Raw genomic sequence first — 23,761 nt, forward strand, 5'->3', positions numbered from 1 at the left:
CGGACGCAACAGCGCCGGGGCTTTTGTCGTGGGGAAGCCGTGCGCTCCTAGTGCGCCACCGCGAGCAGAATTGTGCGCCTCTTGGCGATTAGTCTCGGCCGAATAGCGCCCTACCCCACTGGCCGAAGGCCGGAGCGGCTTCTGACCTGAGCCCCTGAACTTCCTCCAAATTTTGGTAGAGTCCGTCACAACCATGAGACGGACGGCATGAAGCGTTCACGGTTCACGGAAGAACAGATCATCGGGATATTGAAGGAGCAGGAGGCGGGCGCGAAGACGGCGGACGTCTGCTGCAAGCACGCCATCTCGGATGCAACCTTCTACAAATACAAAGCGAAGTATGGCGGCATGGACGTGTCCGATGCGCGCAAGCTGAAGGCCCTTGAGGACGAGAACGCCAAGCTGAAGAAGCTCTTGGCCGAGGCCATGCTGGACAATGCGATCCTGAAGGATGTCGCGTCAAAAAAATGGTGACGCCCGATGTGAAGCGGGATGCGGTGGTCCACATCTGTGCGCAGCATGGGGTGAGCCAGCGTCGGGCGTGTGAAGTTCTATCGTTTGATCGGTCAAGCATAAGATATCGCAGCGTGCGGCCTGACGATGCGTCCATTCGTGATGCGATGAAGAAGGTGGCGTCCGAACGCCGTCGCTTCGGCTATCGCCGCATCCACGTCATGCTGGACCGGCAGGGGATCGTCATGAACCTGAAGAAGCTCCGGCGTCTCTATCGTGAGGAGAAGCTGACGGTGCGCAAGCGCGGCGGCCGAAAGCGCGCTTTGGGAACGAGGCGTCCGCTGGCTCTGCCGTCGCGTCGCGACGAGCGCTGGAGCCTGGACTTCGTCAGTGACGCCTTCACGGACGGCCGCCGCTTGCGGGTGCTGGCCGTCGTCGATGACTTCACCCGCGAATGCCTATGCCTGGTCGCCGACACATCCCTATCCGGCGGACGGCTCTCCCGCGAACTGGACAGCCTCATTGCCGGACGGGGAAGCCGAAGACGATTGTCTCTGAAAACGGCACGGAAATGACCAGCATGGCCATTATCAAATGGTGCCAGGAGACAAAGGTCGAATGGCACTACATCGCCCCCGGCAAGCCTATGCAAAACGGCTTCGTCGAAAGCTTCAATGGCAGCTTCCGCGACGAGTGTCTCAACGAAACCCTGTTCTCGTCACTCGCTCCAGCCCGCGCCGCCATCACCGCATGGAAGGAGGATTACAACAGGAACAGACCGCACTCTTCATTGGGCAACGTCACACCCAGTGAATTCGCCACGAAAATGGCTATGGAAAAACAGCCCGCATGAGGCCAGATTGAAAACCCAAGACTCTCCTGAAAACTGGAGGGACGATGGGGCTCGGTCAAGAGAGAACAGGTCGATGACGGCAGCCACATAGAGCCAGCCTTCAGCCGTCCATAGGTAGGTAAAATCGGCCACCCACTTTTGGTTCGGCCGATCCGCTTCGAACTGCCGGTCCAGCACGTTCGGCATGATCACCGGGCGCTCACTGTCATCATTCGGCAGCCCGCGTCGCCTCGGCCTGGCCCTCAGAGCATTTTCGCGCATCAAGCGTTCGATGCGATGCAGGCCGCAGAAGAAGCCTTCGGCGAGAAGGTCGTGCCAGACACGCCGGGCACCATAGGTACGGTCACTGTCTTGGAAGCTGTCCTTGATCTTGTCGAGCAGAACCTCATCTTGCCTGGCATGTCGGCTCGGAGAACGGTTGAGCCAGGCATAGAAGCCAGAACGAGAGACCCCCAGCGCTTAGCAGAGCCATGCCACCGGCCAGATCGAACGGTGCTTTGCAACTAACGCGAACTTCATATCACGTCTTTCGCAAAGTAGGCGGCGGCCTTTTTTAAGATATCACGCTCCGCCTTCAGCTTTGCAACTTCCTTGCGCAGCCTCTCGATCTCAAGCTGCTCAGGCTTCATCTGTCCGTGGCCGGGAAAGCCTGCACAGGGTCGGAGCCATATTCCCTGACCCATTTACCCAGGACGTTCTCGTGAACATCCAAATCGCGGGCTGCCTGCGCAACACTGACGCCCCGCTCTCGCACCAACTTCACCGCCTCAAGCTTGTACTCGCGGCTGAACTTCCTTCGTTGCATTCATGCGCTCCAGTTCCATTGGAAACACCTTAACTCAGCGTCCATGAAACCCGCAGCGGGCCGAAGGACGGTTCCCAATGAAGACGGCGGCAGATGTCCTGGGCGTATCGCGTTCCAATCTCCTCGAGCGTCTTAAAGGCAAGTCCAAGCCGCGTGGGCCGTGTCTCAAAGCGGACGATGCCGAGCTGCTGCCTGCCATTCGCAGACTTGTGGATGCTCGGCCGACCTACAGCGAGCCGCCGATCTGCCCGTCGTCAACCGCAAGCGCGTTCATCGCATCATGGCCAATCACGCTATGACCCTTGAGAAACACACGGCGGTGCGAATAGGCCGTGTCCACGACGGCAAGGTCATGGTGATGCGGTCTAACCTCCGCTGGTGCTCGGACGGCCTTGAGTTCACCTGCTGGAATGGCGAGGTGGTCCGTCTCGCGTTCATCATCGATGCGTTGGACCGGGAAATTAACTCATGGTCAGCCGTGGCCAATGCCGGGATATCCGGCTCCGACATTCGAGACATGATGTTGGAGGCCGTCGAAAAGCGCTTCGGCGCAACCAGCGCCCCGCATGCAATAGAACATCTATCTGATAACGGCAGTGCATACACCGCGAGGGAGACCAGGCTGTTTGCTCAAGCCCTCAAGCTGATCCCATGCTTCACACCGGTTGCTAGCCCACAGTCGAACGGCATGTCTGAAGCCTTCGTCAAAACCCTCAAGCGCGACTATATACGCATCTCACCCATTCCGGACGCCGATACAGCTCTCCGGAAGATCGACGGATGGATCGAAGACGATAATGAAATCCATCCACACTCAGCGCTGAAAATGGCCTCACCAAGGGAGTTCATCAAAGCATTGTCTCAATAGCTGATCTGTCCGGCGAAAGGGGGGGCACTCCACATGCAAAAGCCTGGCCTAACACGGCACTGATAATCGCTACCTTCTGAGTGTGACATGGAGCGACAGCAAAAGACATGCGCGCGTTCCTGATCGACAGGCTGTATTTGCGGATGCCACCTGCCAGAATATGATCTTATCAGCAAGAACTCCCACCTTTGAACAACGCTTTTATCGCCCCGGTAAAAAAGATGTTGCGACGCCGCAATAAAGCCACGACGGATCGTTCCTTCTCGCCAATCGTTAACAGGCGGTTGTTACTGGTTTGCATTTTCGACATGCCACCGCCGGTAACGGGATCGAAAAGGAGACTTTAGATGAAAAAGACGATTCTGGCCGCTCTCGCGACCTCGATGCCGCTCATGGCGGGCACACATGCTGTTCAAGCTGCCGATTATGTCGCCGTCGAACGCGTTCCAGCAGATGAGCGGAACGGCGTTCGCATCGGCTATCTCGACTGCCGTGTCGGCGGCGGTGTAGGCTACGTCCTTGGCTCCGCCAAGGAGGTTGAGTGCACGTTCCAGTCGACCGTCGGTTCCAAACGCACGGAAGTCTATGCAGGCGCGATCCGCAAGATGGGCGTTGATCTTGGTTTTACCACGGAAAGCCGCATTGTGTGGGCCGTTTTTGCGCCGACTGCGGGCTATCATACGGGATCGCTTAGCGGGATCTACCAAGGTGCGACGGCAGAAGCGACTGTTGGCGTAGGTGTGGGCGCAAATGTGCTGATTGGCGGTACGGCGGGATCGATCCATCTCCAGACGATCAGCGTCAGCGGACAGGTTGGCCTCAATATCGCCGCAACCGGCACATCCATGACACTGGCCGCGGTCAATTAAACGCCAAAGAAAACAAATGACAAAGCCGCCTTCCGAGGCGGCTTTGTTGCTTTTAAGCCAAGGGGAACTCGTGGCTTGGCGCCAGCCCTCATGAGCAGCTTGCGAACCGTTTAGACGTTTCGCTTCCGGATTGGCCATAATGAGCCGCCGGATTGGATCATCTCGTCGATAGGTCGGTCCAGGCTGGTCTTGCCCCGTTACTTTGTAAGCGCTCAAATCGAGCATCCGCTGCGCTCCTCACCGCTACGATATACGAACTGCGCTGACTGTTCGAATGCCCTCCCTGACGTTCGTCTCCCACGCCGTTGGAAGGGACGATCTACAGGAAACTGGGAGATCCAGAGCGCTTGCGTCCTGGGGCGCGCAATGGCATCACCGACGAAAGTCGTCGCCAGGGAGGTCGAAGCGGATGCATTGCAAGCTGATCGGAATACCGCTGCAGGATGGGGCGGGGAGGCTCGGATGCGAAATGGGGCCGAGCGCCTATCGTACAGCTGGAATAGGTGAGGCACTGCGTGAGCTTGGACATAAGGTCTCGGATCTGGGCAATATCAACCCGGTAGCAGCACCGAGGCTGACGCATCCAAACGCAGCCTTGAAAAAATTGCCGGAAATAGCGGCTTGGATTCAGGCGATAGAAGAGGTTGCTTACCGTGAGAGCGGGGAAGGTCTTCCTATCTTCATGGGCGGAGACCATGCGCTTTCGGCTGGAACCGTCGCAGGTGTTTCACGGCGCGCGCAAGAGCAGGGGCGCAAGCTCTTTGTACTCTGGCTAGACGCCCACACCGATTTCCACACACTCGATACGACACAAAGCGGCAATCTTCACGGCACGCCCGTTGCCTATTACACCGGACAGCCGGGCTTCGAAGGCTACTATCCCGCGCTGTCCGCCCCCGTTCCATTGCGCCATATCTGCTTTTTCGGTATCCGCAGCGTCGACCCGGCGGAGCGTAAGGCGCTTTCCGGAAGCGGGGCTACCATTCATGACATGCGCGCGATTGACGAGCATGGTGTCGCTGCGCTGCTGCGGACGTTCCTTGCCCGCGTGGAGGCCGAAGACGGAATGTTGCATGTCAGTCTTGACGTTGATTTCCTGGAGCCGTCGATCGCACCAGCCGTCGGTACGACAGTTCCGGGCGGTACTACGTTTCGGGAAGCACACCTTGTGATGGAAATGCTCAGCGACAGCGGACGCGTCCATAGTCTCGATCTCGTTGAGCTCAATCCATTTCTCGACGAGCGCGGCAAGACGGCGCATCTCATGGTCGATCTTGCGGCCAGCCTGTTGGGGCGGCAGGTTATGGACCGGCCGACAATCAGTTTTACGGGCTAGCGACAGCCTGCGGCCATCTGCTGCGCATAGCGCTGCGAGATCGTCGTGGCACGTTTCGCGGCGCGCTGCACCGTGGGATTATTGCGATGGGCGCCGCGGGCATAACCCGCTTGTCCCGCATAATAGGCCAGATAGAGATTATAAGCATCATTGCGCGCAATCCCGTTCACGCGCGAGCTTTTATTGTGATACCAGCCGATGAAGTGGATTGCATCGGCGAAGTTCGTCCGGCGTGCGCCGAAGCGACCGGTGCTGCGCTGGTATTCCGACCATGTTCCGTCAAGTGCCTGCGAATAGCCATAGGCGGAAGATTGGCGTTTCCAAGGGATGAAACCGAGCAGTTTCGTCCGAGGTGGCCGCGCGTAAGGGCGGAAGCTGGATTCGGTGTAGATCGTAGCCATCAGAATCGGGACGGAAATGCCGAATTCGCGTTCCGCGCGTTCTGCGGCCCGACGCCAATTGTTGATCCAGCCGTCACGCTGGGCAAAGATCGCACAGCTATTGTTGATCTGTGTCGGCGCGGTGGCGCAGCCGGCAAGAAGGCTCAGGAGCAAAACGGCAAGAAGGGCGCGCAGGCGCATGTATCGGACCTCTCTTTCCAAAGAGGCCTACCGGTGAAGTGTTAATCAGATATTGCAGGGCCTGTTAACCATAGTGAGGCAGATCATGAGGGAGCGCTGGGTCAACTTCATGAAAGATAAGACTTAACTGAAATTTGGAAAAATATCTGTGGCGGGCTGTCTTGGTTAACAGCGGCCTTTTTAGCCGTTCACATATGCCGTGAACCGCTAAAACCGTAGGGCCCGGTTTCGCTTCCCGAGCCCTTTTTCTGATTATTGATTAGTCCTGGGTCTCCAGATGCCGGTTTACCGCAAGCGCCAGAAGGGTACAGATAGCGCCCGAAAGAAGATATAGCCCAATGGCCCAGAGGCCAAAGGTGCTCGCGAGCGTAAGCGCTACCAACGGCGCGAAACCTGCGCCGATGAGCCAGGCCAGATCCGACGTCAAAGCCGAGCCGGAGTAGCGGTAAGTCTGACCGAAGCGAGCGGCAACTGCCCCCGCGGCCTGACCGAAGGACAGCCCGAGCAGGCCGAAACCCACAATGACGAAGGCATAGGCACCGCTTGCGGAACCGGTGTTGAAGACCAGGGGGCCACCAATGGCGAAGAGTGCGATCAGCGCAGCGCCGATGCCGAGCTGGCTGCGACGACCGATGCGGTCCGCAAGCGCGCCAGAGGCGATGATGGCCAGGACGCAGACAGCGGCACCGATGATCTGCACTGACAGAAAGGTTGCGGGGCTTTCATCTGCAAACAGGTTTATCCACCCGAGCGGAAAGACCGTTACGAGATGGAAAAGCGCGAAGCTCGCCAGCGGCACGAAGGCACCCAGAAGAATGTCGCGCCCATGGAAGCGAAGAAGTTCGCTGGTCCTGACCGCGCCAAGTTCGTGACGCTCCAGCAGCGTTCCGAATTCCTTTGTCATGACGAGGCGCAAACGCGCGAACAATGCCACGACGTTGATGGCGAAGGCGACGAAGAACGGATAGCGCCAGCCCCAATCGAGGAACTCCTGCGTGGAAAGACTGGAAACGAAGTAGGCAAAAAGGGCGGCGGCGATGGCGAAACCGAGCGGAGCGCCCAGCTGGGGAACCATTGCGTACCAGCCGCGCTGATTTTCAGGTGCGTTGAGAGCGAGAAGCGACGCCAGGCCATCCCAGGCGCCGCCAAGCGCGAAACCTTGCAGGAAGCGGAACGTCGCGAGGAAGATGATCGCCCAGATACCCAGCGAGGCATAGCTGGGCAGGAAGCTGATCGCGGCGGTGGAGCCGCCGAGGAGGAAAAGTGCCACCGTCAACTTCGTCCCCCGTCCATGCCGCCGGTCGATAGCCATGAATACGAAGGAACCAATAGGGCGAGCAATGAATGCCAACGCGAAAATGCTGAAGGAATACATGGTGCCGGTCAGCGAATCCACCATGGGGAAGAACACCCCCGGGAAAACCAGAACGGACGCGATGGCATAGACAAAGAAGTCAAAGAATTCCGATGTTCTGCCGATGATGACGCCAATGGCAATATTGCCTGCCGATACCGCACGGTCGTCATGAATATGACGCGCATCCTGTTCGAGAACAGTTGATGATGAATGCAATGCATTGATGCTGCTCATGCCGCAGTCTCCCCTCGGCGCGACTTCTTTGAGCGCAGTGTCAGCTCAAAGAAGAGCACGCAACTCCAATCGAAGAAACCTTGCCGGAAATTCACGGTTTGGTTCCAACATTCCTCCACATCGCGATCATTGCAGAATGTGGTAGAATTGCAATTCGTAAGGTAGAAATGCCAGTCTAGAAAATTGGTTCATTTGCGGAGGTTGACGAGCGAGTGAACCTTTGTTCATAAGCGCGTCGAAAATGTGCGTGCTGGAATCAGGTTCCGGTCTGACGGATGCTTCGAGCCTCCCTTCATGCGCAACGTTTCTAAAGAGAGCGATGCGAACGGCGAACGCCACGTTAATGCGAAAAAAATGCCAAATGCGACAAACCGCCCTCTGCCATTTACGCGCCGTGTCTATTAGGCCAGCGGCATAGCAAAAGAAGGCCCATCATGCCGAGATTCATCCTCCGATCGATTTTCGCCATGCCGTTCCTGTTTCTCCTTTCGGGGTGCAACTGGGTAGTCATGGCTCCGTCCGGCGATATCGCTAATCAACAGCGCGACCTGATCATCACGTCGACGCTGCTGATGCTGCTGATTATCGTGCCGGTCATCATCGCTACACTGTTTTTCGCGTGGAAGTATCGTGCGTCCAATACGGAAGCACGCTACGATCCTGAATGGCATCACTCGACACGCCTCGAGGTGATGATCTGGGCAGCGCCGCTAGCCATCATCATCGCGCTGGGTGCCATCACCTGGGTCAGCACGCACAAGCTGGACCCTTATCGTCCGCTTGAACGCCTCGATGCAGAACGAGTCATTCCGGAAGGGGTTACGCCACTGGAAGTCGAGGTTGTCGCTCTCGACTGGAAGTGGCTCTTCTTCTATCCGCAGTACGGCGTTGCGACGGTCAACGAACTGGCGGCGCCGGTCGATCGTCCGATCAATTTTAAGCTGACCTCTTCGTCGGTCATGAACTCCTTCTACGTTCCGGCATTGGCAGGCCAGATCTACGCCATGCCAGGGATGCAGACCCGTCTTCATGCTGTTATCAACGAGGAGGGCGTGTATGACGGCTTCTCCGCAAACTTCAGCGGCGACGGCTTCTCGCACATGCGCTTCAAGTTCCACGGTGTGAGCGAAGACGGCTTCAACCAGTGGGTCGCCAAGGTAAAGTCCGAAGGCGGTGCGTTGCGTCGCCCGGATTATGTGGAGCTGGAGAAGCCGAGCGAGCGTGAACCTGTCCGCTACTACGCTTCTTACGAGAACGGTCTGTACGAGGCGATTCTCAATCTCTGCGTCGACGCCAATATGATGTGCGCCAATGAAATGATGCATATCGATCTGATGGGTGGCGCAGGGGTGGAAAGCCACGAGAACCTCGAACGTCTCCGCTACGACAACCGTGACCGTGCCGGCGAAGCCGCCCCCGGCGCAACCTTCCCGGCAACCGGCGAACCAGCACGTAGCCAGGAAGCTCCTCAAGGCCATGAAGGCCAGCAGCCAGACACGGGGGGCGCGCCGCAGGAGCAGCACGAGCCTGAGCAGGGAGCCGAGCCGGCTCCGAGCGAGAGTGCGCCGCAAGGGCAGGCTCCGGAAGACGAGAGCGATGGCACCACTGCGCCGACGCAGCTCAACAATTAACAGACGCGCTGTCGTCTTAGAGAGAGTGGAAAAGGCCTAGCCATGGTTTCCAACACTGAGATAACCCATTTCATATTCGGGCGGCTGTCGTTAGACGCACTGCCTTTCCTGCACGATCCGATCTTGGCTGCCACCTTCGTCGCAGTCGTCCTGGGAGGACTCGCCGTTCTAGGCGGCCTGACCTATTTCAAGCTATGGGGCTACCTATGGCGCGAGTGGTTAACGACGATCGACCACAAGAAGATCGGCATCATGTACATCATCCTGGCACTCATCATGCTGGTGCGCGGTTTTGCCGACGCCGTCATGATGCGTCTCCAGCAAGCAATGGCGTTTGGTGGCCATGAAGGCTACCTGCCGCCGCATCATTACGACCAGATCTTCACCGCCCATGGCGTGATCATGATCTTCTTCGTGGCGATGCCTTTCATCACTGGTTTCATGAACTATATCGTGCCCTTGCAAATCGGCGCACGGGACGTCTCCTTCCCCTTCCTGAACAATTTCTCGTTCTGGATGACGGCGGGCGGCGCGATCCTCACGATGATTTCGCTCTTCGTAGGCGAATATGCGCGTACAGGATGGTTGGCCTATCCGCCACTGTCAGGAGCGGATTACAGCCCGGGCGTCGGCGTCGATTATTATATATGGGGCCTACAGGTTGCGGGTGTCGGTACAACATTATCCGGCATTAACCTGATCGCGACCATTCTCAAGATGCGCGCTCCTGGTATGACAATGATGAAGATGCCCGTCTTCACCTGGACTTCGCTCTGCTCGAACATTCTGATTGTCGCTTCCTTCCCGATCCTGACGGCAACGCTGGTACTGCTCTCGCTTGACCGCTATGTCGGCACCAACTTCTTCACCAATGACCTTGGTGGAAATCCGATGATGTATGTCAACCTCATCTGGATCTGGGGTCATCCGGAAGTTTACATTCTCATTCTGCCGGCCTTCGGTATCTTCTCGGAAGTCGTCGCGACCTTCTCCGGCAAGCGTCTCTTCGGCTATGCCTCGATGGTCTACGCAACGGTCGTGATCACGATCCTGTCCTATCTCGTCTGGCTGCATCACTTCTTCACCATGGGTGCAGGCGCGTCGGTGAATGCCTTCTTCGGTATCACCACCATGATCATCTCGATTCCGACGGGCGCGAAGATCTTCAACTGGCTGTTCACGATGTATCGCGGGCGAATCCGGTTCGATGTTCCGATGCTCTGGACGGTAGGCTTCATGGTCACCTTCGTCATTGGCGGCATGACGGGCGTTCTGCTCGCTGTTCCTCCGGCAGACTTCGTGCTGCACAACTCGCTGTTCCTGATCGCCCACTTCCACAACGTGATCATTGGCGGCGTGCTGTTCGGCCTTCTTGCCGGTGTCACCTACTGGTTCCCGAAAGCGTTCGGGTACAAGCTGGATCCGTTCTGGGGCAAGGTGAGCTTCTGGTTCTGGTTGATCGGCTTCTACTTCGCCTTCATGCCGCTTTACGTACTTGGTCTGATGGGCGTTACCCGCCGCATGAGCCAATTCACGGACGACTCGTTGCAGATCTGGTTCATCGTCGCCGCCTTCGGTGCGCTCCTGATCGCACTTGGCATTGCCTCCTTCTTCATCACGCTCATCGTCAGCTTCTTCAAGCGCGAACAGCTGCGTGACTTGACGGGTGATCCATGGGGAGGTCGTACGCTGGAATGGTCAACGTCATCGCCTCCGCCAGCCTATAATTTTGCCTTCACGCCGATCGCCTATGATCATGACGCGTGGTATGACATGAAGCGCCGCGGCTATCAGCGTCCGTTGAAGGGCTACCGCGCCATCCACATGCCGAAGAACACGGGCGCGGGTATCATCCTGAGTGGTCTGTCCGTCGTGTTCGGCTTCGCCATGGTCTGGTACATCTGGTGGCTTGCCATCGCCTCCTTCGCGGCGATCATCGTTGGCGCGATCATCCATACCTTCAACTACAAGCGCGACTACTACATCCCCGTGGAAGAAGTCGTCGCGACCGAAGAAGCCCGCACGAAAGTGCTGGCAGAACAGGCCTGAAACCATGTCGAACGCACCAACACCTGTGTCTGACGAAAAGGTCGCCTTCTATCTGGAAGAAGACCATCATCCGGAAAGCAGCACGTCGATAGGCTTCTGGCTTTACATGATGAGCGATGCGCTCATCTTTGCCACGCTGTTTGCCGTCTATGCTGTGCTCGGTCGCTCCTATGCGGCCGGCCCGGCTCCGGCAGATCTCTTCGATTTGCGGCTGATCGCACTCAACACGGCGATGCTTCTGTTCTCGTCCATCACTTATGGCTTCGCCATGTTGCGGATGGAAAAGAACGACAAGGCCGGCACGATCATGTGGCTGGGCATTACCGGCCTGTTCGGCCTGGCTTTTCTCGGTATTGAGCTCTACGAGTTCTCTCACCTGATTCATGAAGGCGCGACGCCGCAGCGCTCAGCGTTCCTCTCGGCGTTCTTTACGCTGGTAGGTACGCATGGTCTGCACGTCACCTTCGGTATTATCTGGCTCGTTACGTTGATGATCCAAGTCAAGAAGATGGGCCTGATCGAAGAAAATCGGCGTCGGCTGATGTGTCTTTCCATGTTCTGGCACTTCCTCGACGTGATCTGGATCGGCGTGTTTTCCTTCGTCTACCTGATGGGAGTTCTCTGATGAGCGCCAACGCCCCGCACTCGCATGACACGCATTCGGCGTCGGACGTGCATCACGGTCATAGCCATGGACATGAAGCGTCCCACGGCACCTTCAAGAGCTACATGATCGGCTTCGTGCTTTCGGTCATCCTTACCGCCATCCCGTTCTGGCTGGTGATGGGTGATGTTCTGGAAAGCAAGGTTGCTACCGTTGCTCTCATCATGATCTTCGGCCTCGTGCAGATCGTGGTTCACATGGTCTACTTCCTGCACATGAACACGAAGTCGGAAGGCGGCTGGACCATGATGGCGCTGATCTTCACCATCGTCGTGACGATGATTGCGTTGACCGGTTCGCTCTGGGTCATGCATCACCTGAATACAAACATGATGACCATGTCGCCGGAAATGATGCGCAACGTGCCATAAGGCCAATGTGTCAACGAATGAAGCGGGGGGCAGGCGAGGACATCGTCTGCCCCTTTCTCTTGGAAGCCATATCGGCGCTCAACGAAGGAGCCACAATTCATGGTTAATGTCACTCCTGGAACAGAAGAGAAGCCCTCCCGCAAGCGTTCGAAAGCCATGCGCATTGTCCTGGGCGCTTTTACGCTCTTTACGTTCGTCGTCCTGATGGCGCTTGGCATCTGGCAGGTGCAACGCCTGTTCTGGAAGCTCGAGCTGATCGAGCGCACCGAAACAAGGGTTCATGCGGTCGCCGCGCCGGCGCCGCGTCCTGTCGATTGGCCGCAAATATCTCGTGATGCGCATGAATATTTGCACGTCGAGCTCACCGGGACTTTCGAACATGACGAGGAAGCGCTTGTGCAGGCCGCGACCGAGCGCGGTTCAGGTTTTTGGGTCGTGACGCCACTTGCTCGTAATGACGGTACGACAGTCTTGATTAATCGCGGCTTTGTGCCGGAAGAGTTGCGCGATCCATCAGCGCGGATGGAAGGACAGGTGCAAGGAGAGGTAACGATCGGGGGATTGCTGCGCCTCACTGAACCTGGCGGAGGTTTCCTGCGTGAAAATGACCCGCAGAACGATCGGTGGTTTTCCCGCGACATTGCGGCGATTGCGTCGGCACGTGGGCTGGAACATGTCGCGCCTTATTTCGTGGACGCAGACGCAACGGTAAATCCTGGCGGATATCCCATAGGCGGAATGACCGTCATCGCTTTCCGCAATCACCACCTCGTCTACGCCATCACATGGTTCAGTCTGGCTGCTATGCTTGCCGGCGCAATGATCTGGGTCGTGCGCGCGGAGCGTCGTGGAAACGAGCTTGAGCCAGATCAGCGCTGAGGCCATCCATCATGCCGGTAAGAAATTCAGCCTAATTGGCAGTTGGACGGTTGCTTTTCCGGTCATTTACTACCAAAAGAAGCCGTTTGCGGAACTGATGAAACCGATGCGGCTCTGGTCATGCGGCCAGACGATGGTTGTGCGCAAACGCAAGTTTGACACGGACGGCCCTGACCGGTCGTCGACGGAGAGACAGCCATGCCGAGTTTTGCCCGCCCCGCGGATAAGGAAGCCATCGCCTACGAAGCCGCCAAGATGTTTCTGGAGATAGGTGCGGTCCACTTCTACAAGGACAACAAGCCCTTCATCTTCACATCGGGTTGGGCCAGCCCGGTATATACCGACACGCGCAAGATCATTTCCTATCCGCGGCTGCGGTCAGTCCTCAATGATTTCGCTGCGCAAACCATCATGACCGAAATCGGCTACGAGCAGATCAACACGGTAGCGGGTGGCGAGACGGCGGGTATTCCGTTCGCGGCATGGATCGCTGACCGCATGATGCTACCGATGCAATATGTGCGCAAGAAGCCGAAGGGGTTTGGCCGAAATGCGCAGATCGAAGGTCTGGTTGAAGACGGTCAGAAGACGCTTCTGGTCGAGGATCTTGCGACAGATGGCGGGTCGAAGATCACCTTCGTCAAGGCACTGCGCGACGCCGGCGCCGAAGTGAAACATTGCTTTGTATTTTTCTATTACGATATTTTTCCGCACAGCCAGAAGATGTTTGACGATATGGGCGTCGAGCTACACTACCTCACCACCTGGCGCCATGTGCTGCAGGTGGCCAAGGAAAGCGGTCATTTCGAACCGGCGGTGCTGGCGGAAGTCGAAAGTTTCCTCAACGCTCCCTCGGAGTGGTCGGCCAGAAATGGCGGAATCTCGGAATTCGGTACGAAGAACTGATTCGCGGACCCGCCATTGGCGGGTCTGTTTTTCAGGCAGCCCAAGATCCCGCCACGGCTCGCGCCGTGCGGCTGATGGCAGGAAAATCGTCAGCTTCGGGGAAGCCGGTTTTTACTTCCCCCGGACTGCCGCATTCTCATGAGGGGAAGAGCGCATGTGGCCCGTCGTCTCATAAAATGCATATGCTTCCACATGCGCTCGGACGTGGCGGGGTTTGTCACGCCCCGCGCCACCGCCTGACGGAACGCCGCCAGACCGCTGCCCTCGCGTCTCCGATGCCACGGGTGCACACCAAAGCCCCTCGACGCGTGATCGCATTTTCGGTCCGCTTTGAGTGGGTGTGGAAAGTTGAGCGGCGTCATCTGCTCAGTTTTTTCTCAAGAACCTGTTTTTGCTTAAGAAAAATATTTGAAAGCGCGGATTTTATCCACGCCGTGCCAGTCTGATACCAGCATTAACCGTCGATAGGCGAGGGCTTGTTCTCGGCGTCTAGCTTGACCATCACGAAAGTGGCGTCCGTAACCTTGTCACGCTTGTTGGTGAACTGACGGCGGGCCCATGCCTCGACATAAAGGCTGATTGAGGTGCGCCCGATACGGGAGATGGTCGTGTAGATGCAAAGCGTATCGCCAATCTTCACGGGTTTGCGGAAGCTCATCTCGTTAACTGCGGCCGTTACGACGCGTCCCTGCGCGCGTTCACTGCCGCGGATGCCAGCCGCCGCGTCCATTTGGGCCATGACCCAGCCACCGAAAATGTCGCCCGCAGGATTGGCGTCAGCCGGCATGGCGAGCGTACGCAGCGTCAATTCGCCCGTTGGTTCTTCCGTTTCGGCTTCGATTGCGGGGGAAGAGGCATTGCTCATGATCGTCTCCGTAAGCTTTGTTTGTCGCCGTCCTCCCGCAGCATAAGAGCAGTCTTACATGGACCAAGGCTCTCGACCAATATTTCATGCCGGACGATCAAAGAAATTTCGCATGAAATAGCTCGTTTTCGAGATAGTCCTCCAACGAAGATTTTCCTTCGGCGAAGAACGCTGTAGCGATGTATCTCAAGTGAGATGCCGCTAGCGGGAAGCAGCAAACATTGGGCCGCCACGATAGGCGGGGAAGCCGTAACCGTTGATCATGACAAGATCGATGTCGCTGGCGCGGGCGGCAATCGCCTTGTCGAGAAGTGTTTTGCCTTCGTCAGCCATGGCACCGATCAGGCGCTTGACGATTTCTTCCGATGCGATGGCGCGGGGCGTTATCCCTTTCGCGGCGCGCGATTGCGCTATCATCTCCGTCACGGCTGAGTCGACGGTGCGTTTGCCTGCCTCGTAGGAATACCAGCCGCGTCCGCTTTTCTGCCCGAGGCGACCGGCTTCGCAAAGGCGATCGGCGATATCCACATAACGCGCTTCAGGGTCGCGGGTAGGAGCTTCGCGCTTGCGGCGCGCCCACGCGATCTCCAGACCTGCAAGGTCGAACACGGCAAACGGTCCCATCGCCATGCCATAGTCTTCCATCGCGGCGTCAATCTCCTGCGGCAACGCTCCGTCTTCGAGAAGAAACTCGGCTTCGCGACGATAGGCAGAGAAGATCGAGTTGCCGATAAAGCCTTCGCAAACGCCGGTGACGATGGGCAATTTTCCGAGCTTCTTTGCCAGAGCAAAACCGGTAGCTACCGCTTGCGGCGTCGCCTGTGCGCAACGCACGACTTCGACCAGCCGCATAATATTGGCGGGCGAAAAGAAATGTAGCCCGATGACACGCTCGGGGTGAGCGGTTTCCGCGGCAAGTGCGTCCGGATCGAGATAGCTCGTATTGGTGGCCAGAATGGCATCGGAGCGTATGACGAGGTCGAGTTTCTGGAACAGTTCCGTCTTGATGGTCATGTCGTCGAACACGGCCTCGATGACGAGGTCGCAGGGCGCAAGCTCCCGGAGCTTGGCCGTAGTGGCAAGGTTTGCAGCCTGGCGCTCGAAGTCTGCCTGATCTATCCGGCCGGATTTAAGGTTCTTTCCCAGGATGTCGAGAATGCGGGCCTTGCCCGCTTCCGCTGCCGGCTCGTCACGTTCGTAACCTATAAGCTCGTAACCGGCAGAGAGCAGAGCGGTGGCAATGCCCGCGCCCATGAGCCCCAGTCCGCAAACGCCGATCTTGTTCAGTGGCAGCGGCTCCACGTGCTCCAGCCCGTCGACTTTCGCGGCGTCACGCTCCGCGAAGAAGACGTGGCGTAGCGCCTTCGCCTGATCGCTATCGCGCAGGCGAAGAAAGGTTTCCCGTTCGTCGGAGAGTCCTTGCGTGAAGGACAGGGTGGAAGCGCTGGCTGCGAGGCGCATTGCTTCACCCGGTGCCATCTGTCCCTTGGCCTTCAAGGTTATTTTGGCAATGGTATTCTGAACGGTTGCCTGATCGCTTCTCGGAGCGATCCGTTCGGACGTGCGTAAAACTGGCTTTCCCTTCAACGACTGTGCAAGCGCCAAGGCATCAGACAGAAGGTCACCCTTTGCGATCGCGCCGATCAGGCCGATGCCGAAAGCTTTCTCGGCGTTGACTGGCTTACCGGTCCCAATCATCTCGACTGCTTCGAGACACCCGACCAGTCGCGGTAGGCGCTGCGTGCCGCCAGCGCCTGGCACGATTCCGAGCTTGACCTCGGGAAAACCAAGCTTCGCCTTGGAATGCGCAATGCGGGCATGAGCCGCCAAGGCGATCTCGCAGCCGCCACCAAGCGCCACGCCGTTGATGGCAGCGATGACAGGTTTTTCCGACGCTTCGATCTTTTCCACGACGGCAGGTAAGGTGGGATCGACCTGTGGTTTGCCGAATTCCTTTATATCCGCGCCGGCGACGAAAGACTTGCCCGCACCTGTTATGACAACAGCAGAAACCGCATTGTCGGAGCGCGCATGATCGAGCGCTCTCCAGAGCCCTTGACGCAGTTCGGCGGAGGCTGCGTTGACAGGCGGATTATTCAGCGTGACGACGAGCACATCGCCTTCAGCTTTGCCACTGACCGTGTCGGAGAAGGTGAGGGAGGTCGTCACGTCTACCATCCTATTCGTTTGGAATAACAGCGGTTGCCTGGATTTCGATCTTGGCGCGGTCCTCGACCAACGCGACGACTTGAACGGCTGCCATGGCTGGAAAATGTTTGCCGATCACTTCGCGATAGGCTGCTCCGAGGCCTTTGAGATTGCTGAGATATTCCGTCTTGTCGGTGAAATACCAGGTCATTGAGGTGATATGCTGTGGTCCGGCATCGGCCTCAGCCAGAATGGCGACGACATTCTTCAACGTCTGACGCACTTGCTCGACAAAATCATCCGTCTCGAATTCGCATTGCGCATTCCAGCCGATCTGTCCGCCAACGAAGATGGTGCGCCCCTCCGCCATTACGCCGTTTGCGTATCCGATCGGCTTGGCCCAGCCTTCCGGCTGCAAAATATGATGCATATTCCCGTTCCCGTTACTTAAGTAATTCGCGCGCGATGATGAGTTTCTGAACCTCGGTGGCGCCTTCATAGATGCGCAGGGCCCGGATCTCGCGATAAAGTCTTTCGACGATTTCTCCTGAGCGAACCCCGCGACCGCCGAACATCTGCACCGCACGATCGATAACGCCTTGCGCCTTCTCCGTTGCCGTCATCTTGGCCATGGCCGCTTCGCGCGTCGTGGGCAGTTTCTGCACGTCGCGTCGCCAGGCGGCACGATAGGTGAGAAGGGCGGAAGCATCGATATCGGTTGCCATGTCGCCAAGTGCGGCCTGAGTCAGCTGCAGATCGGCAAGCCTATTGCCGAACATTGGTCGCGCCCGGCTATGGTCGAGTGCCTCTGCCAAAGCTCGACGGGCAAAGCCGAGCGATGCGGCTGCAACCGAGCTGCGGAAGATGTCGAGCGTTCGCATGGCAAGTTTGAAGCCTTCCGCAGGATTGCCAAGAAGGCGGTCCGCTGGAATGCGGCAATTATCGAAGCGTATGGTGGCAAGCGGATGCGGCGCGATCACATCGATGCGTTCGGCAATCGAAAAGCCGGGATCATCTGCGTAGACGACGAAGGCCGAAATCCCACGCGTGCCGGGTGCTTCGCCGGTGCGGGCGAACACTGTATAAACATCGGCAATGCCGCCATTGGAAATCCAGGTCTTTTCGCCGTCGAGGATATAATGGTCGCCGTCCTTGTATGCGGCACAGGCCATTGCCGCGACGTCCGAGCCTGCCTTTTTTTCCGAGAGCGCAAAGGCAGAGATCCATTCACCGGAGCGAGTCCTGGGTAGAACGGTACGTTTCAGCGCAGAGGAACCGCCAAGCGCGATGGCTCCAGTACCGAGCCCCTGCATGGCGAACGCGAAGTCGGCCAGGCCATCATGGAAAGCCAGTGTCTCGCGCGCCAGACAGACAGCGCGGGAATCAATGCCCGAGGCATCCTTTTCAGGATCGCAAACAGCCGCTTCGAGCAGACCTGCCTGACCGAGTTTCGTGACGAGTGCGCGGCAAGCATTGTCCGTGTCGTGATGATCGATGCCGGAAAGAGCGCCGGAGGCGACAAAAACATCCAGCTTTTCGCGAAAAGCCGCGTGTTTGGCCTCGAAGAATGGCCAATCAAGATGGTCTTTGGAAAGCGAGATTGTCATCTCAGTTGCCCTCGAAAACGGGACGCTGTTTTGCAGCAAAAGCCTCGAAGGCACGACGAAAATCACCGGTCGCCATACAGATGGCCTGGGCTTGCGCTTCCGACTCGATCATCTCATCAAGTCCCATCGCCCATTCCTGATTGAGCATGGTCTTGGTCATGCTATGCGCAAACCAAGGGCCATCTGCGAGCGATTTCGCCAGCTTTTTTGCTTCGTCCTCAAGTGTGGCCCGCTCGTACAGCGCGTTAAAAAAACCCCAGCGCTCGCCCTCGGCTGCATTCATGGAGCGGCCGGTGTAGAGAAGCTCGGCGGCGCGACCCTGACCGATAATACGCGGCAGGATACCGCAGGCTCCCATATCGGCGCCAGCGAGGCCGACGCGGGTGAAGAGGAAGGCGGTTTTCGCTTCCGGCGTGGCTAAACGCATGTCAGACGCCATGGCAAGAATTGCACCAGCGCCAGCGCAGATCCCATCTACGGCGGCAATGATCGGCTGCGGGCATTTCTTCATTGCCTTGACGAGATCGCCGGTCATGCGCGTAAATGCGATAAGGTCCGGCATTGCCATCTGGGTCAGCGGTTCGATGATTTCGAAGACATCGCCGCCTGACGAGAAATTATCGCCCGCTCCTGTGATGACGACAGCGCGAATGTCGGAGGCATAGGTGAGATCCCGGAACAGATCGCGCAGTTCGGCATAGCTTTCGAAAGTCAGCGGGTTTTTGCGCTCCGGACGGTTCAGGCGAATGGTGGCAACGCGACCGTCTTTACTGGTCTCGAAAAGAAAATGCGCGGCCTGATAATCCTTGAAAGGCTTCAGGTGCCCACGCATCGATGGTCTTGTTTGATCGTTCATCCCGACATTACCTCCCCACCGGCGATAATGATCGCCTGTCCTGTTATCGACGATGCGGCTGGGCCAGCCAGCCACGTGACGGCATCGGCAACTTCCTCCGGTTGCACGAGCCGCCCCTGCGGATTAGATTTCGTGAATTCTCTCAAGGCGTCTTCGCGCGAACGCCCGGTCTTCTCGACGATCATGTCGAGCGATTTCTGGATCAGCGGCGTGTCGGTGAAGCCGGGGCACACGGCATTTACCGTTATGCTTTTCCTGGCCAGCTCCAAGGCCAACGCGCGTGTGAGGCCGATGACCCCATGTTTGGCAGCGCAGTAGGCGGAGACGTAGGAGTACCCTGTCAGTCCTGCAGTCGAGGCCACGGTAATGATCCGTGCACCTTCACCGTGAGCCTTCAGATGCGGCAAGGCCAGCTGCGTGACGTTGAATACGCCCGTAAGATCAACTGAAAGTACATGGCCCCAGTCTTCGGGCGTGATTTTTTCAAAGGGTGCGCTTGGTGCCTCGCCTGCATTATTGACGAGGATTGAGAGCGGTCCGAACCTTTCGATGGCAGCTTTCAGGCCAGTCTCGATCGCTGTTCTATCGGTGACGTCGAAGCCGGCGGCGACGAAGCAACGGGCCGGATCGGAGTTCGCCGCTACCGAGTTGAGGGGTTCACGTCTGCGGCCTGCGAGGGTGACGCTCGCGCCTTCCTGGATCAACGCCTTGGCGATGGCCGCACCGATGCCACTTCCGGCGCCGGTAACGAGCGCGTGCCGCCCCGCCAATTTGTCAACCATCATCCTGTCCTTATTTCGAGGCTTGTGCCGCCGCCTGCGCAGCGCGTTCCAGATTGGTTTCGAACTGAACCTTACCCGACATATATTGTTTGGGCCACTCAACGTCCTTCACGCCGATCCTGGCGGCTTCATGCAGCGTCCAGGCCGGGTCCGCCAGATGCGGGCGGGCGACGGCACAAAGATCGGCGCGCCCGGCTGAGATGATCGAATTCGCATGATCGGCTTCTGAAATAGCGCCGACGGCCATGGTCGGAATACCAACCTCGTTGCGAATTTTATCGGCAAACGGCGTCTGGAACAATCTGCCATAGACGGGCTGTTCGCCCTTCCATACCTGGCCCGAGGAGCAGTCGATCATGTCGGCGCCGGCGTCCTTGAACAGACGGGCAAAGATAGCCGCATCATCCGGCGTGTTGCCGCCCTCAAACCAGTCATGACAGGAAAGACGGACCGAGATCGGCTTGTCTTGCGGCCAGATTTTCCGAATCGCGTGGAAGATTTCCAACGGATACCGGGCGCGGTTCTCGTGACTGCCACCATATTCGTCCGTTCGCTGGTTGGTGAGCGGAGACAGGAAGCTCGAGAGCAGATAACCGTGCGCACAATGCAATTCCAACCAGTCTGCACCGGTGGTGGCCGCGAGTTCCGTGGCGCGAATGAAATCCGCTTTGATCCGATCCAAATCCGCACGGTCCGCCGCCTTCGGCACCTGACCATGCGGCAGGTATGGCAGGGCAGAAGCAGAATATAGCGGCCATGCGCCTTCTTCGAGCGGTTGGTCGATCCCTTCCCAGGCGAGCTTGGTCGCTCCCTTGCGTCCCGCGTGCCCGAGCTGGATGGCGACCTTCGCGGCGCTGTTTCCATGCACGAAATCGACAAGTCGCTTCCAGTTTGCTGCCTGTTCTTCGTTCCAGAGGCCAAGGCAGCCGGGGGTTATGCGGGCATCTGGAGAGACGCAGGTCATTTCCGCGAAGATCATGCCGGCACCGCCCAATGCTCGCGAGCCCAGATGGACAAGGTGGAAATCGTCGATCAGACCATCCTTGGCGGAGTACATTGCCATGGGCGAAACAACGATGCGATTGGACAAGGTCACGCCGCGCAACGTATAGGGCGTGAACATGGGCGGCGGGGTACGCTCATTGGCATTATCGGGCGTAGGCAGACCTGATTTTCGAGCAAACCATTTTTCAAATCCGCCGAGCCAGTTCTTGTCGCGCAGGCGCAGATTTTCGTGACTGATACGCTGCGAACGTGTCAGCATGGAATACATGAATTGTTCGGGCTCCATCGTTTCGGCGTAGCGATGTCCCACCACCTCGAACCATTCCATGGCGTTGCGCGCGGCATTCTGGATGCGGGCGACGTCGACGCGGCGAATCTCTTCATAAGTTTCCAGAACCGCCGGAATGTTTTCCTTGCCATGGCCCTTGATCTGAAACTGGCGCGTCAGTTCGATTGCATCATCAATAGCAAGTTTCGTGCCGGAACCGATGGCGAAATGCGCGGTATGGGCGGCATCGCCCATCAGGACGACGTGGGAGTTACCGTTAAAATGGCTCCATTTGCCGCAAATAAGCCGGCTGAAATTGATCCAAGCCGAGCCGCGCAAATGGCGTGCATTGGTCATCAGCGAAGCGCCTTCCAGCACTTCTTCGAAGAGATTTTCGCAGAATGAGATAGAGGCATCCTGCTCCATCTTGTCGAGGCCGTGCTTGAGATAGGTTTCCTCGGTCGTCTCGATGATGAAGGTCGATGTCTTGTCGTCGAACTTGTAGATATGCGCCTGGAACCAGCCGTGATCGGTGCGGCGGAAATCGAAGGTAAAGGCATCGAACAGGCGGTTGGTGCCAAGCCAGATAAACCGGTTAGGGCGGGTCAGCAGGTCGGGCTGGAACACGCTTTCATAAGCATTGCGAATGCGTGAATTAACACCGTCAGACGCGATGATCAGGTCCGCGTCGGGAAATTCGAGATCTGACTGCACCTCCTTTTCAAAGACCAGCTCGACGCCGAGGGCCTCGCAGCGGCGCTGGAGAATGTTCAGAAGCTTCTTGCGGCCAATGCCGACGAAGCCATGGCCGGACGTGCGCTGGCGTGTTCCCTTGAAGAGGACTTCGATATCGTCCCAATGATTGAACGCGTCTTCAATTTCGGCCGCGCTTTCAGCATCCCAGACGCGCATTGATTCCATCGTCGCATCCGAAAACACGACGCCCCAGCCGAACGTGTCGTATGGGCGGTTGCGTTCGACAACGCGAATGCGGTGCTCGGGGTGGTTCTTCTTCATCAACAGGCCGAAATAGAGGCCGGCCGGGCCGCCGCCGATGCAAACGATGTTCATGGATGCAAATCCTTTTGCGCGTTCCGAGAGCGTGTTCCATATTATTTTATACTTAAAATATACGGTGAGTTTATGCGCCGTCAACTGGCAATCTGCATTTCCGGCCCTTGGAAGGGGAGACCGTAGTTTTACTGCTCTCATGGTGAAGCTGGTCATACGTCTGTCTGGAACGGGAACAGTTTGGCGTGGCAGGCCGGCGGTGACCGCGGGGAGTGAGGCGAGAAATAATCCCGCGTAACAGAAAATTGAGCGCCTCGCTTGAAACTGATGGGGCGTCATTGTAAACGAAGCACCACCAGGCCGGGCCCCTCTGGCGGACGTGCGCATCCAGCGCCCCGTGATGTCGGACTGGGATTAGTCAGGTGGCCCGAAGCTCCTCGTAGAAGATTTCACGGATTTATCCCGATATCTCGAACGGGCGTCGTGTCACCTCATGAGTTCCAAGCGATTACAAAGTGGGTGACAACGCATGGGTGAATTATTTACGCCAGAAGCGCTGACAGCGCTTAGCCACGTGATCATGATCGATCTCGTGCTGGCAGGCGACAACGCCATCGTCATCGGCCTCGCGGCAGCAGGGCTCCCAAAGGATCAACGTACGAGGGCCATTCTGATTGGGATCGGTGCGGCAACCGTTCTTCGTATCATCTTCGCATTGCTGACGACGCAGCTTCTGGCCATTGTCGGCCTGCTTCTGGCTGGCGGCATCTTGCTTCTCTGGGTCTGCTGGAAGATGTGGCATGAGCTGCGTACTCCCCAGCATGATTTCGAAGCGGCTGAGGAGGCGCTGGAAAATGCCGACCTCAATGCAGATGGAACAGTCGCTGGTGGCGCGCCGCGCAAAACCTTCGCACAGGCGGCCTGGCAAATCGTCATTGCCGACGTTTCGATGTCGCTCGACAACGTGCTGGCAGTTGCGGGTGCGGCACGTGAACATCCGGCCATTCTCATCTTTGGTCTCGCCCTTTCGATCGCGCTGATGGGGCTCGCCGCAAATTTCATTGCCCGCCTGCTGCAGCGTCACCGCTGGATTGCCTATATCGGGCTTCTGGTGATCCTCTATGTTGCGCTAGAAATGATCTATCGCGGCGGTGAGGAAGTGTGGCCGTACCTCTTCAGTTAACAGCGTCCAGGGTAGTTGAAATGGAAAGCGCTCTGCCTCGACGGCAGGGCGCTTTTTCCATGGGAACCTTGGTGTCGTGATCTCGTTTCAATCCGCAAGGGGAGGCATCTAATACCAAGGTTGAATGCCGCAACGGCAATGTTGCTTGCCAGGCAAAAAGGAATGGTATTTGATGGTCCA

General features: G+C 57.6%; 18 protein-coding genes and 3 pseudogenes. 11 read left to right on the plus strand and 10 right to left on the minus strand.

Features of this window, described 5'->3' with window-relative positions:
• Positions 1–207: 207 nt before the first annotated feature.
• Positions 208–1,306 (plus strand): annotated as a pseudogene (locus tag IE151_RS17280) (IS3 family transposase).
• A gap of 60 nt (positions 1,307–1,366) precedes the next feature.
• Here the strand turns inward: IE151_RS17280 and IE151_RS17285 are convergent.
• Positions 1,367–2,111, minus strand: a pseudogene (locus tag IE151_RS17285) (IS3 family transposase); the annotation flags it as partial.
• A gap of 59 nt (positions 2,112–2,170) precedes the next feature.
• Between IE151_RS17285 and IE151_RS17290 the strand changes: the two are divergent.
• The 3 genes and pseudogenes from IE151_RS17290 to rocF all read left to right on the plus strand — a co-directional run.
• Positions 2,171–2,979: pseudogene (locus tag IE151_RS17290) on the plus strand (IS3 family transposase); the annotation flags it as partial.
• Between the two features lie 347 nt (positions 2,980–3,326).
• Positions 3,327–3,848: a DUF992 domain-containing protein gene (locus tag IE151_RS17295; protein ID WP_189492989.1), complete on the plus strand. Its 522-nt coding sequence runs from the start codon at positions 3,327–3,329 to the stop codon at positions 3,846–3,848.
• A 409-nt stretch (positions 3,849–4,257) separates the two neighbouring features.
• Positions 4,258–5,184: an arginase gene (gene rocF / locus IE151_RS17300; RefSeq protein WP_189492991.1), complete on the plus strand. Its 927-nt coding sequence runs from the start codon at positions 4,258–4,260 to the stop codon at positions 5,182–5,184.
• Here rocF and IE151_RS17305 read toward each other — a convergent pair.
• Positions 5,181–5,759, minus strand: a complete 579-nt coding sequence (locus tag IE151_RS17305; protein WP_189493032.1) for a transglycosylase SLT domain-containing protein — start codon at positions 5,757–5,759, stop codon at positions 5,181–5,183. The two genes, rocF and IE151_RS17305, sit on opposite strands and share 4 nt — an antisense overlap.
• 265 nt (positions 5,760–6,024) lie before the next feature.
• Positions 6,025–7,356 carry an MFS transporter gene (locus IE151_RS17310; protein WP_189492992.1) on the minus strand — a complete coding sequence of 444 codons (1,332 nt, stop codon included), beginning with the start codon at positions 7,354–7,356 and terminating at the stop codon, positions 6,025–6,027.
• A gap of 434 nt (positions 7,357–7,790) precedes the next feature.
• Here IE151_RS17310 and cyoA point away from each other — a divergent pair, with 434 nt between their 5' ends.
• The 6 genes from cyoA (at position 7,791) to IE151_RS17340 (ending at position 13,856) form a co-directional block, all read left to right on the plus strand.
• Positions 7,791–8,987 (plus strand): ubiquinol oxidase subunit II, encoded by a 1,197-nt coding sequence (gene cyoA, locus IE151_RS17315; RefSeq protein WP_189492994.1) that lies wholly within the window; start codon positions 7,791–7,793, stop codon positions 8,985–8,987.
• Positions 8,988–9,029: 42 nt separating this feature from the next.
• A complete protein-coding gene (gene cyoB, locus IE151_RS17320; protein ID WP_189492996.1) occupies positions 9,030–11,036 on the plus strand; it encodes a cytochrome o ubiquinol oxidase subunit I in 2,007 nt (668 codons plus the stop codon).
• 4 nt (positions 11,037–11,040) lie between these two features.
• The gene (cyoC, locus tag IE151_RS17325) at positions 11,041–11,661 is read left to right on the plus strand and encodes a cytochrome o ubiquinol oxidase subunit III (protein WP_189492998.1); all 621 of its coding nucleotides are present in this window, start codon (positions 11,041–11,043) and stop codon (positions 11,659–11,661) included.
• On the plus strand, positions 11,661–12,071 hold the full coding sequence (cyoD, locus tag IE151_RS17330) for a cytochrome o ubiquinol oxidase subunit IV (RefSeq protein ID WP_189493000.1): 411 nt from the start codon (positions 11,661–11,663) through the stop codon (positions 12,069–12,071). The genes cyoC and cyoD overlap by 1 nt, the downstream gene beginning before the upstream one ends.
• A 99-nt stretch (positions 12,072–12,170) precedes the next feature.
• Positions 12,171–12,950 (plus strand): SURF1 family protein, encoded by a 780-nt coding sequence (locus tag IE151_RS17335; RefSeq protein ID WP_189493002.1) that lies wholly within the window; start codon positions 12,171–12,173, stop codon positions 12,948–12,950.
• Between the two features lie 198 nt (positions 12,951–13,148).
• Positions 13,149–13,856, plus strand: a complete 708-nt coding sequence (locus IE151_RS17340; RefSeq protein WP_189493004.1) for an orotate phosphoribosyltransferase — start codon at positions 13,149–13,151, stop codon at positions 13,854–13,856.
• 454 nt (positions 13,857–14,310) lie between these two features.
• On the opposite strand, the gene IE151_RS17345 is transcribed toward IE151_RS17340, so the two are convergent.
• The 7 genes from IE151_RS17345 to IE151_RS17375 form a co-directional block, all read right to left on the minus strand.
• The gene (locus tag IE151_RS17345; protein ID WP_189493006.1) at positions 14,311–14,721 is read right to left on the minus strand and encodes an acyl-CoA thioesterase; all 411 of its coding nucleotides are present in this window, start codon (positions 14,719–14,721) and stop codon (positions 14,311–14,313) included.
• A 201-nt stretch (positions 14,722–14,922) separates the two neighbouring features.
• Positions 14,923–16,890, minus strand: coding sequence for a 3-hydroxyacyl-CoA dehydrogenase NAD-binding domain-containing protein (locus IE151_RS17350; RefSeq protein ID WP_244636865.1), 1,968 nt, complete (start codon positions 16,888–16,890; stop codon positions 14,923–14,925).
• Positions 16,891–16,900: 10 nt separating this feature from the next.
• Positions 16,901–17,299, minus strand: a complete 399-nt coding sequence (locus tag IE151_RS17355) for a RidA family protein (RefSeq protein WP_189493010.1) — start codon at positions 17,297–17,299, stop codon at positions 16,901–16,903.
• A gap of 13 nt (positions 17,300–17,312) precedes the next feature.
• Positions 17,313–18,476: an acyl-CoA dehydrogenase family protein gene (locus IE151_RS17360; protein ID WP_189493012.1), complete on the minus strand. Its 1,164-nt coding sequence runs from the start codon at positions 18,474–18,476 to the stop codon at positions 17,313–17,315.
• 1 nt (position 18,477) lies between these two features.
• The gene (locus IE151_RS17365; RefSeq protein ID WP_189493014.1) at positions 18,478–19,332 is read right to left on the minus strand and encodes an enoyl-CoA hydratase family protein; all 855 of its coding nucleotides are present in this window, start codon (positions 19,330–19,332) and stop codon (positions 18,478–18,480) included.
• Positions 19,329–20,117 carry an SDR family NAD(P)-dependent oxidoreductase gene (locus IE151_RS17370; RefSeq protein WP_189493016.1) on the minus strand — a complete coding sequence of 263 codons (789 nt, stop codon included), beginning with the start codon at positions 20,115–20,117 and terminating at the stop codon, positions 19,329–19,331. The genes IE151_RS17365 and IE151_RS17370 overlap by 4 nt, the downstream gene beginning before the upstream one ends.
• Positions 20,118–20,124: 7 nt before the next feature.
• Positions 20,125–22,458, minus strand: a complete 2,334-nt coding sequence (locus IE151_RS17375) for a bifunctional salicylyl-CoA 5-hydroxylase/oxidoreductase (RefSeq protein WP_189493018.1) — start codon at positions 22,456–22,458, stop codon at positions 20,125–20,127.
• A 469-nt stretch (positions 22,459–22,927) separates the two neighbouring features.
• Here IE151_RS17375 and IE151_RS17380 point away from each other — a divergent pair, with 469 nt between their 5' ends.
• On the plus strand, positions 22,928–23,581 hold the full coding sequence (locus IE151_RS17380) for a TerC family protein (protein WP_189493020.1): 654 nt from the start codon (positions 22,928–22,930) through the stop codon (positions 23,579–23,581).
• Positions 23,582–23,761: the final 180 nt, after the last annotated feature.

It is taken from the genome of Limoniibacter endophyticus (assembly GCF_014652835.1).
In the GTDB taxonomy this organism is placed as follows: Bacteria; Pseudomonadota; Alphaproteobacteria; order Rhizobiales; family Rhizobiaceae; genus Limoniibacter; species Limoniibacter endophyticus.

Excerpts from the sequence above, each read along its gene's own strand:
- IE151_RS17295 (WP_189492989.1), top strand. The coding sequence starts at position 3,327 with ATGAAAAAGACGATTCTGGCCGCTCTCGCGACCTCGATGCCGCTCATG.
- rocF (WP_189492991.1), top strand. The coding sequence starts at position 4,258 with ATGCATTGCAAGCTGATCGGAATACCGCTGCAGGATGGGGCGGGGAGG.
- IE151_RS17310 (WP_189492992.1), bottom strand. The coding sequence starts at position 7,356 with ATGAGCAGCATCAATGCATTGCATTCATCATCAACTGTTCTCGAACAG.
- cyoA (WP_189492994.1), top strand. The coding sequence starts at position 7,791 with ATGCCGAGATTCATCCTCCGATCGATTTTCGCCATGCCGTTCCTGTTT.
- cyoB (WP_189492996.1), top strand. The coding sequence starts at position 9,030 with ATGGTTTCCAACACTGAGATAACCCATTTCATATTCGGGCGGCTGTCG.
- cyoC (WP_189492998.1), top strand. The coding sequence starts at position 11,041 with ATGTCGAACGCACCAACACCTGTGTCTGACGAAAAGGTCGCCTTCTAT.
- cyoD (WP_189493000.1), top strand. The coding sequence starts at position 11,661 with ATGAGCGCCAACGCCCCGCACTCGCATGACACGCATTCGGCGTCGGAC.
- IE151_RS17335 (WP_189493002.1), top strand. The coding sequence starts at position 12,171 with ATGGTTAATGTCACTCCTGGAACAGAAGAGAAGCCCTCCCGCAAGCGT.
- IE151_RS17340 (WP_189493004.1), top strand. The coding sequence starts at position 13,149 with ATGCCGAGTTTTGCCCGCCCCGCGGATAAGGAAGCCATCGCCTACGAA.
- IE151_RS17345 (WP_189493006.1), bottom strand. The coding sequence starts at position 14,721 with ATGAGCAATGCCTCTTCCCCCGCAATCGAAGCCGAAACGGAAGAACCA.
- IE151_RS17355 (WP_189493010.1), bottom strand. The coding sequence starts at position 17,299 with ATGCATCATATTTTGCAGCCGGAAGGCTGGGCCAAGCCGATCGGATAC.
- IE151_RS17360 (WP_189493012.1), bottom strand. The coding sequence starts at position 18,476 with ATGACAATCTCGCTTTCCAAAGACCATCTTGATTGGCCATTCTTCGAG.
- IE151_RS17365 (WP_189493014.1), bottom strand. The coding sequence starts at position 19,332 with ATGAACGATCAAACAAGACCATCGATGCGTGGGCACCTGAAGCCTTTC.
- IE151_RS17370 (WP_189493016.1), bottom strand. The coding sequence starts at position 20,117 with ATGATGGTTGACAAATTGGCGGGGCGGCACGCGCTCGTTACCGGCGCC.
- IE151_RS17375 (WP_189493018.1), bottom strand. The coding sequence starts at position 22,458 with ATGAACATCGTTTGCATCGGCGGCGGCCCGGCCGGCCTCTATTTCGGC.
- IE151_RS17380 (WP_189493020.1), top strand. The coding sequence starts at position 22,928 with ATGGGTGAATTATTTACGCCAGAAGCGCTGACAGCGCTTAGCCACGTG.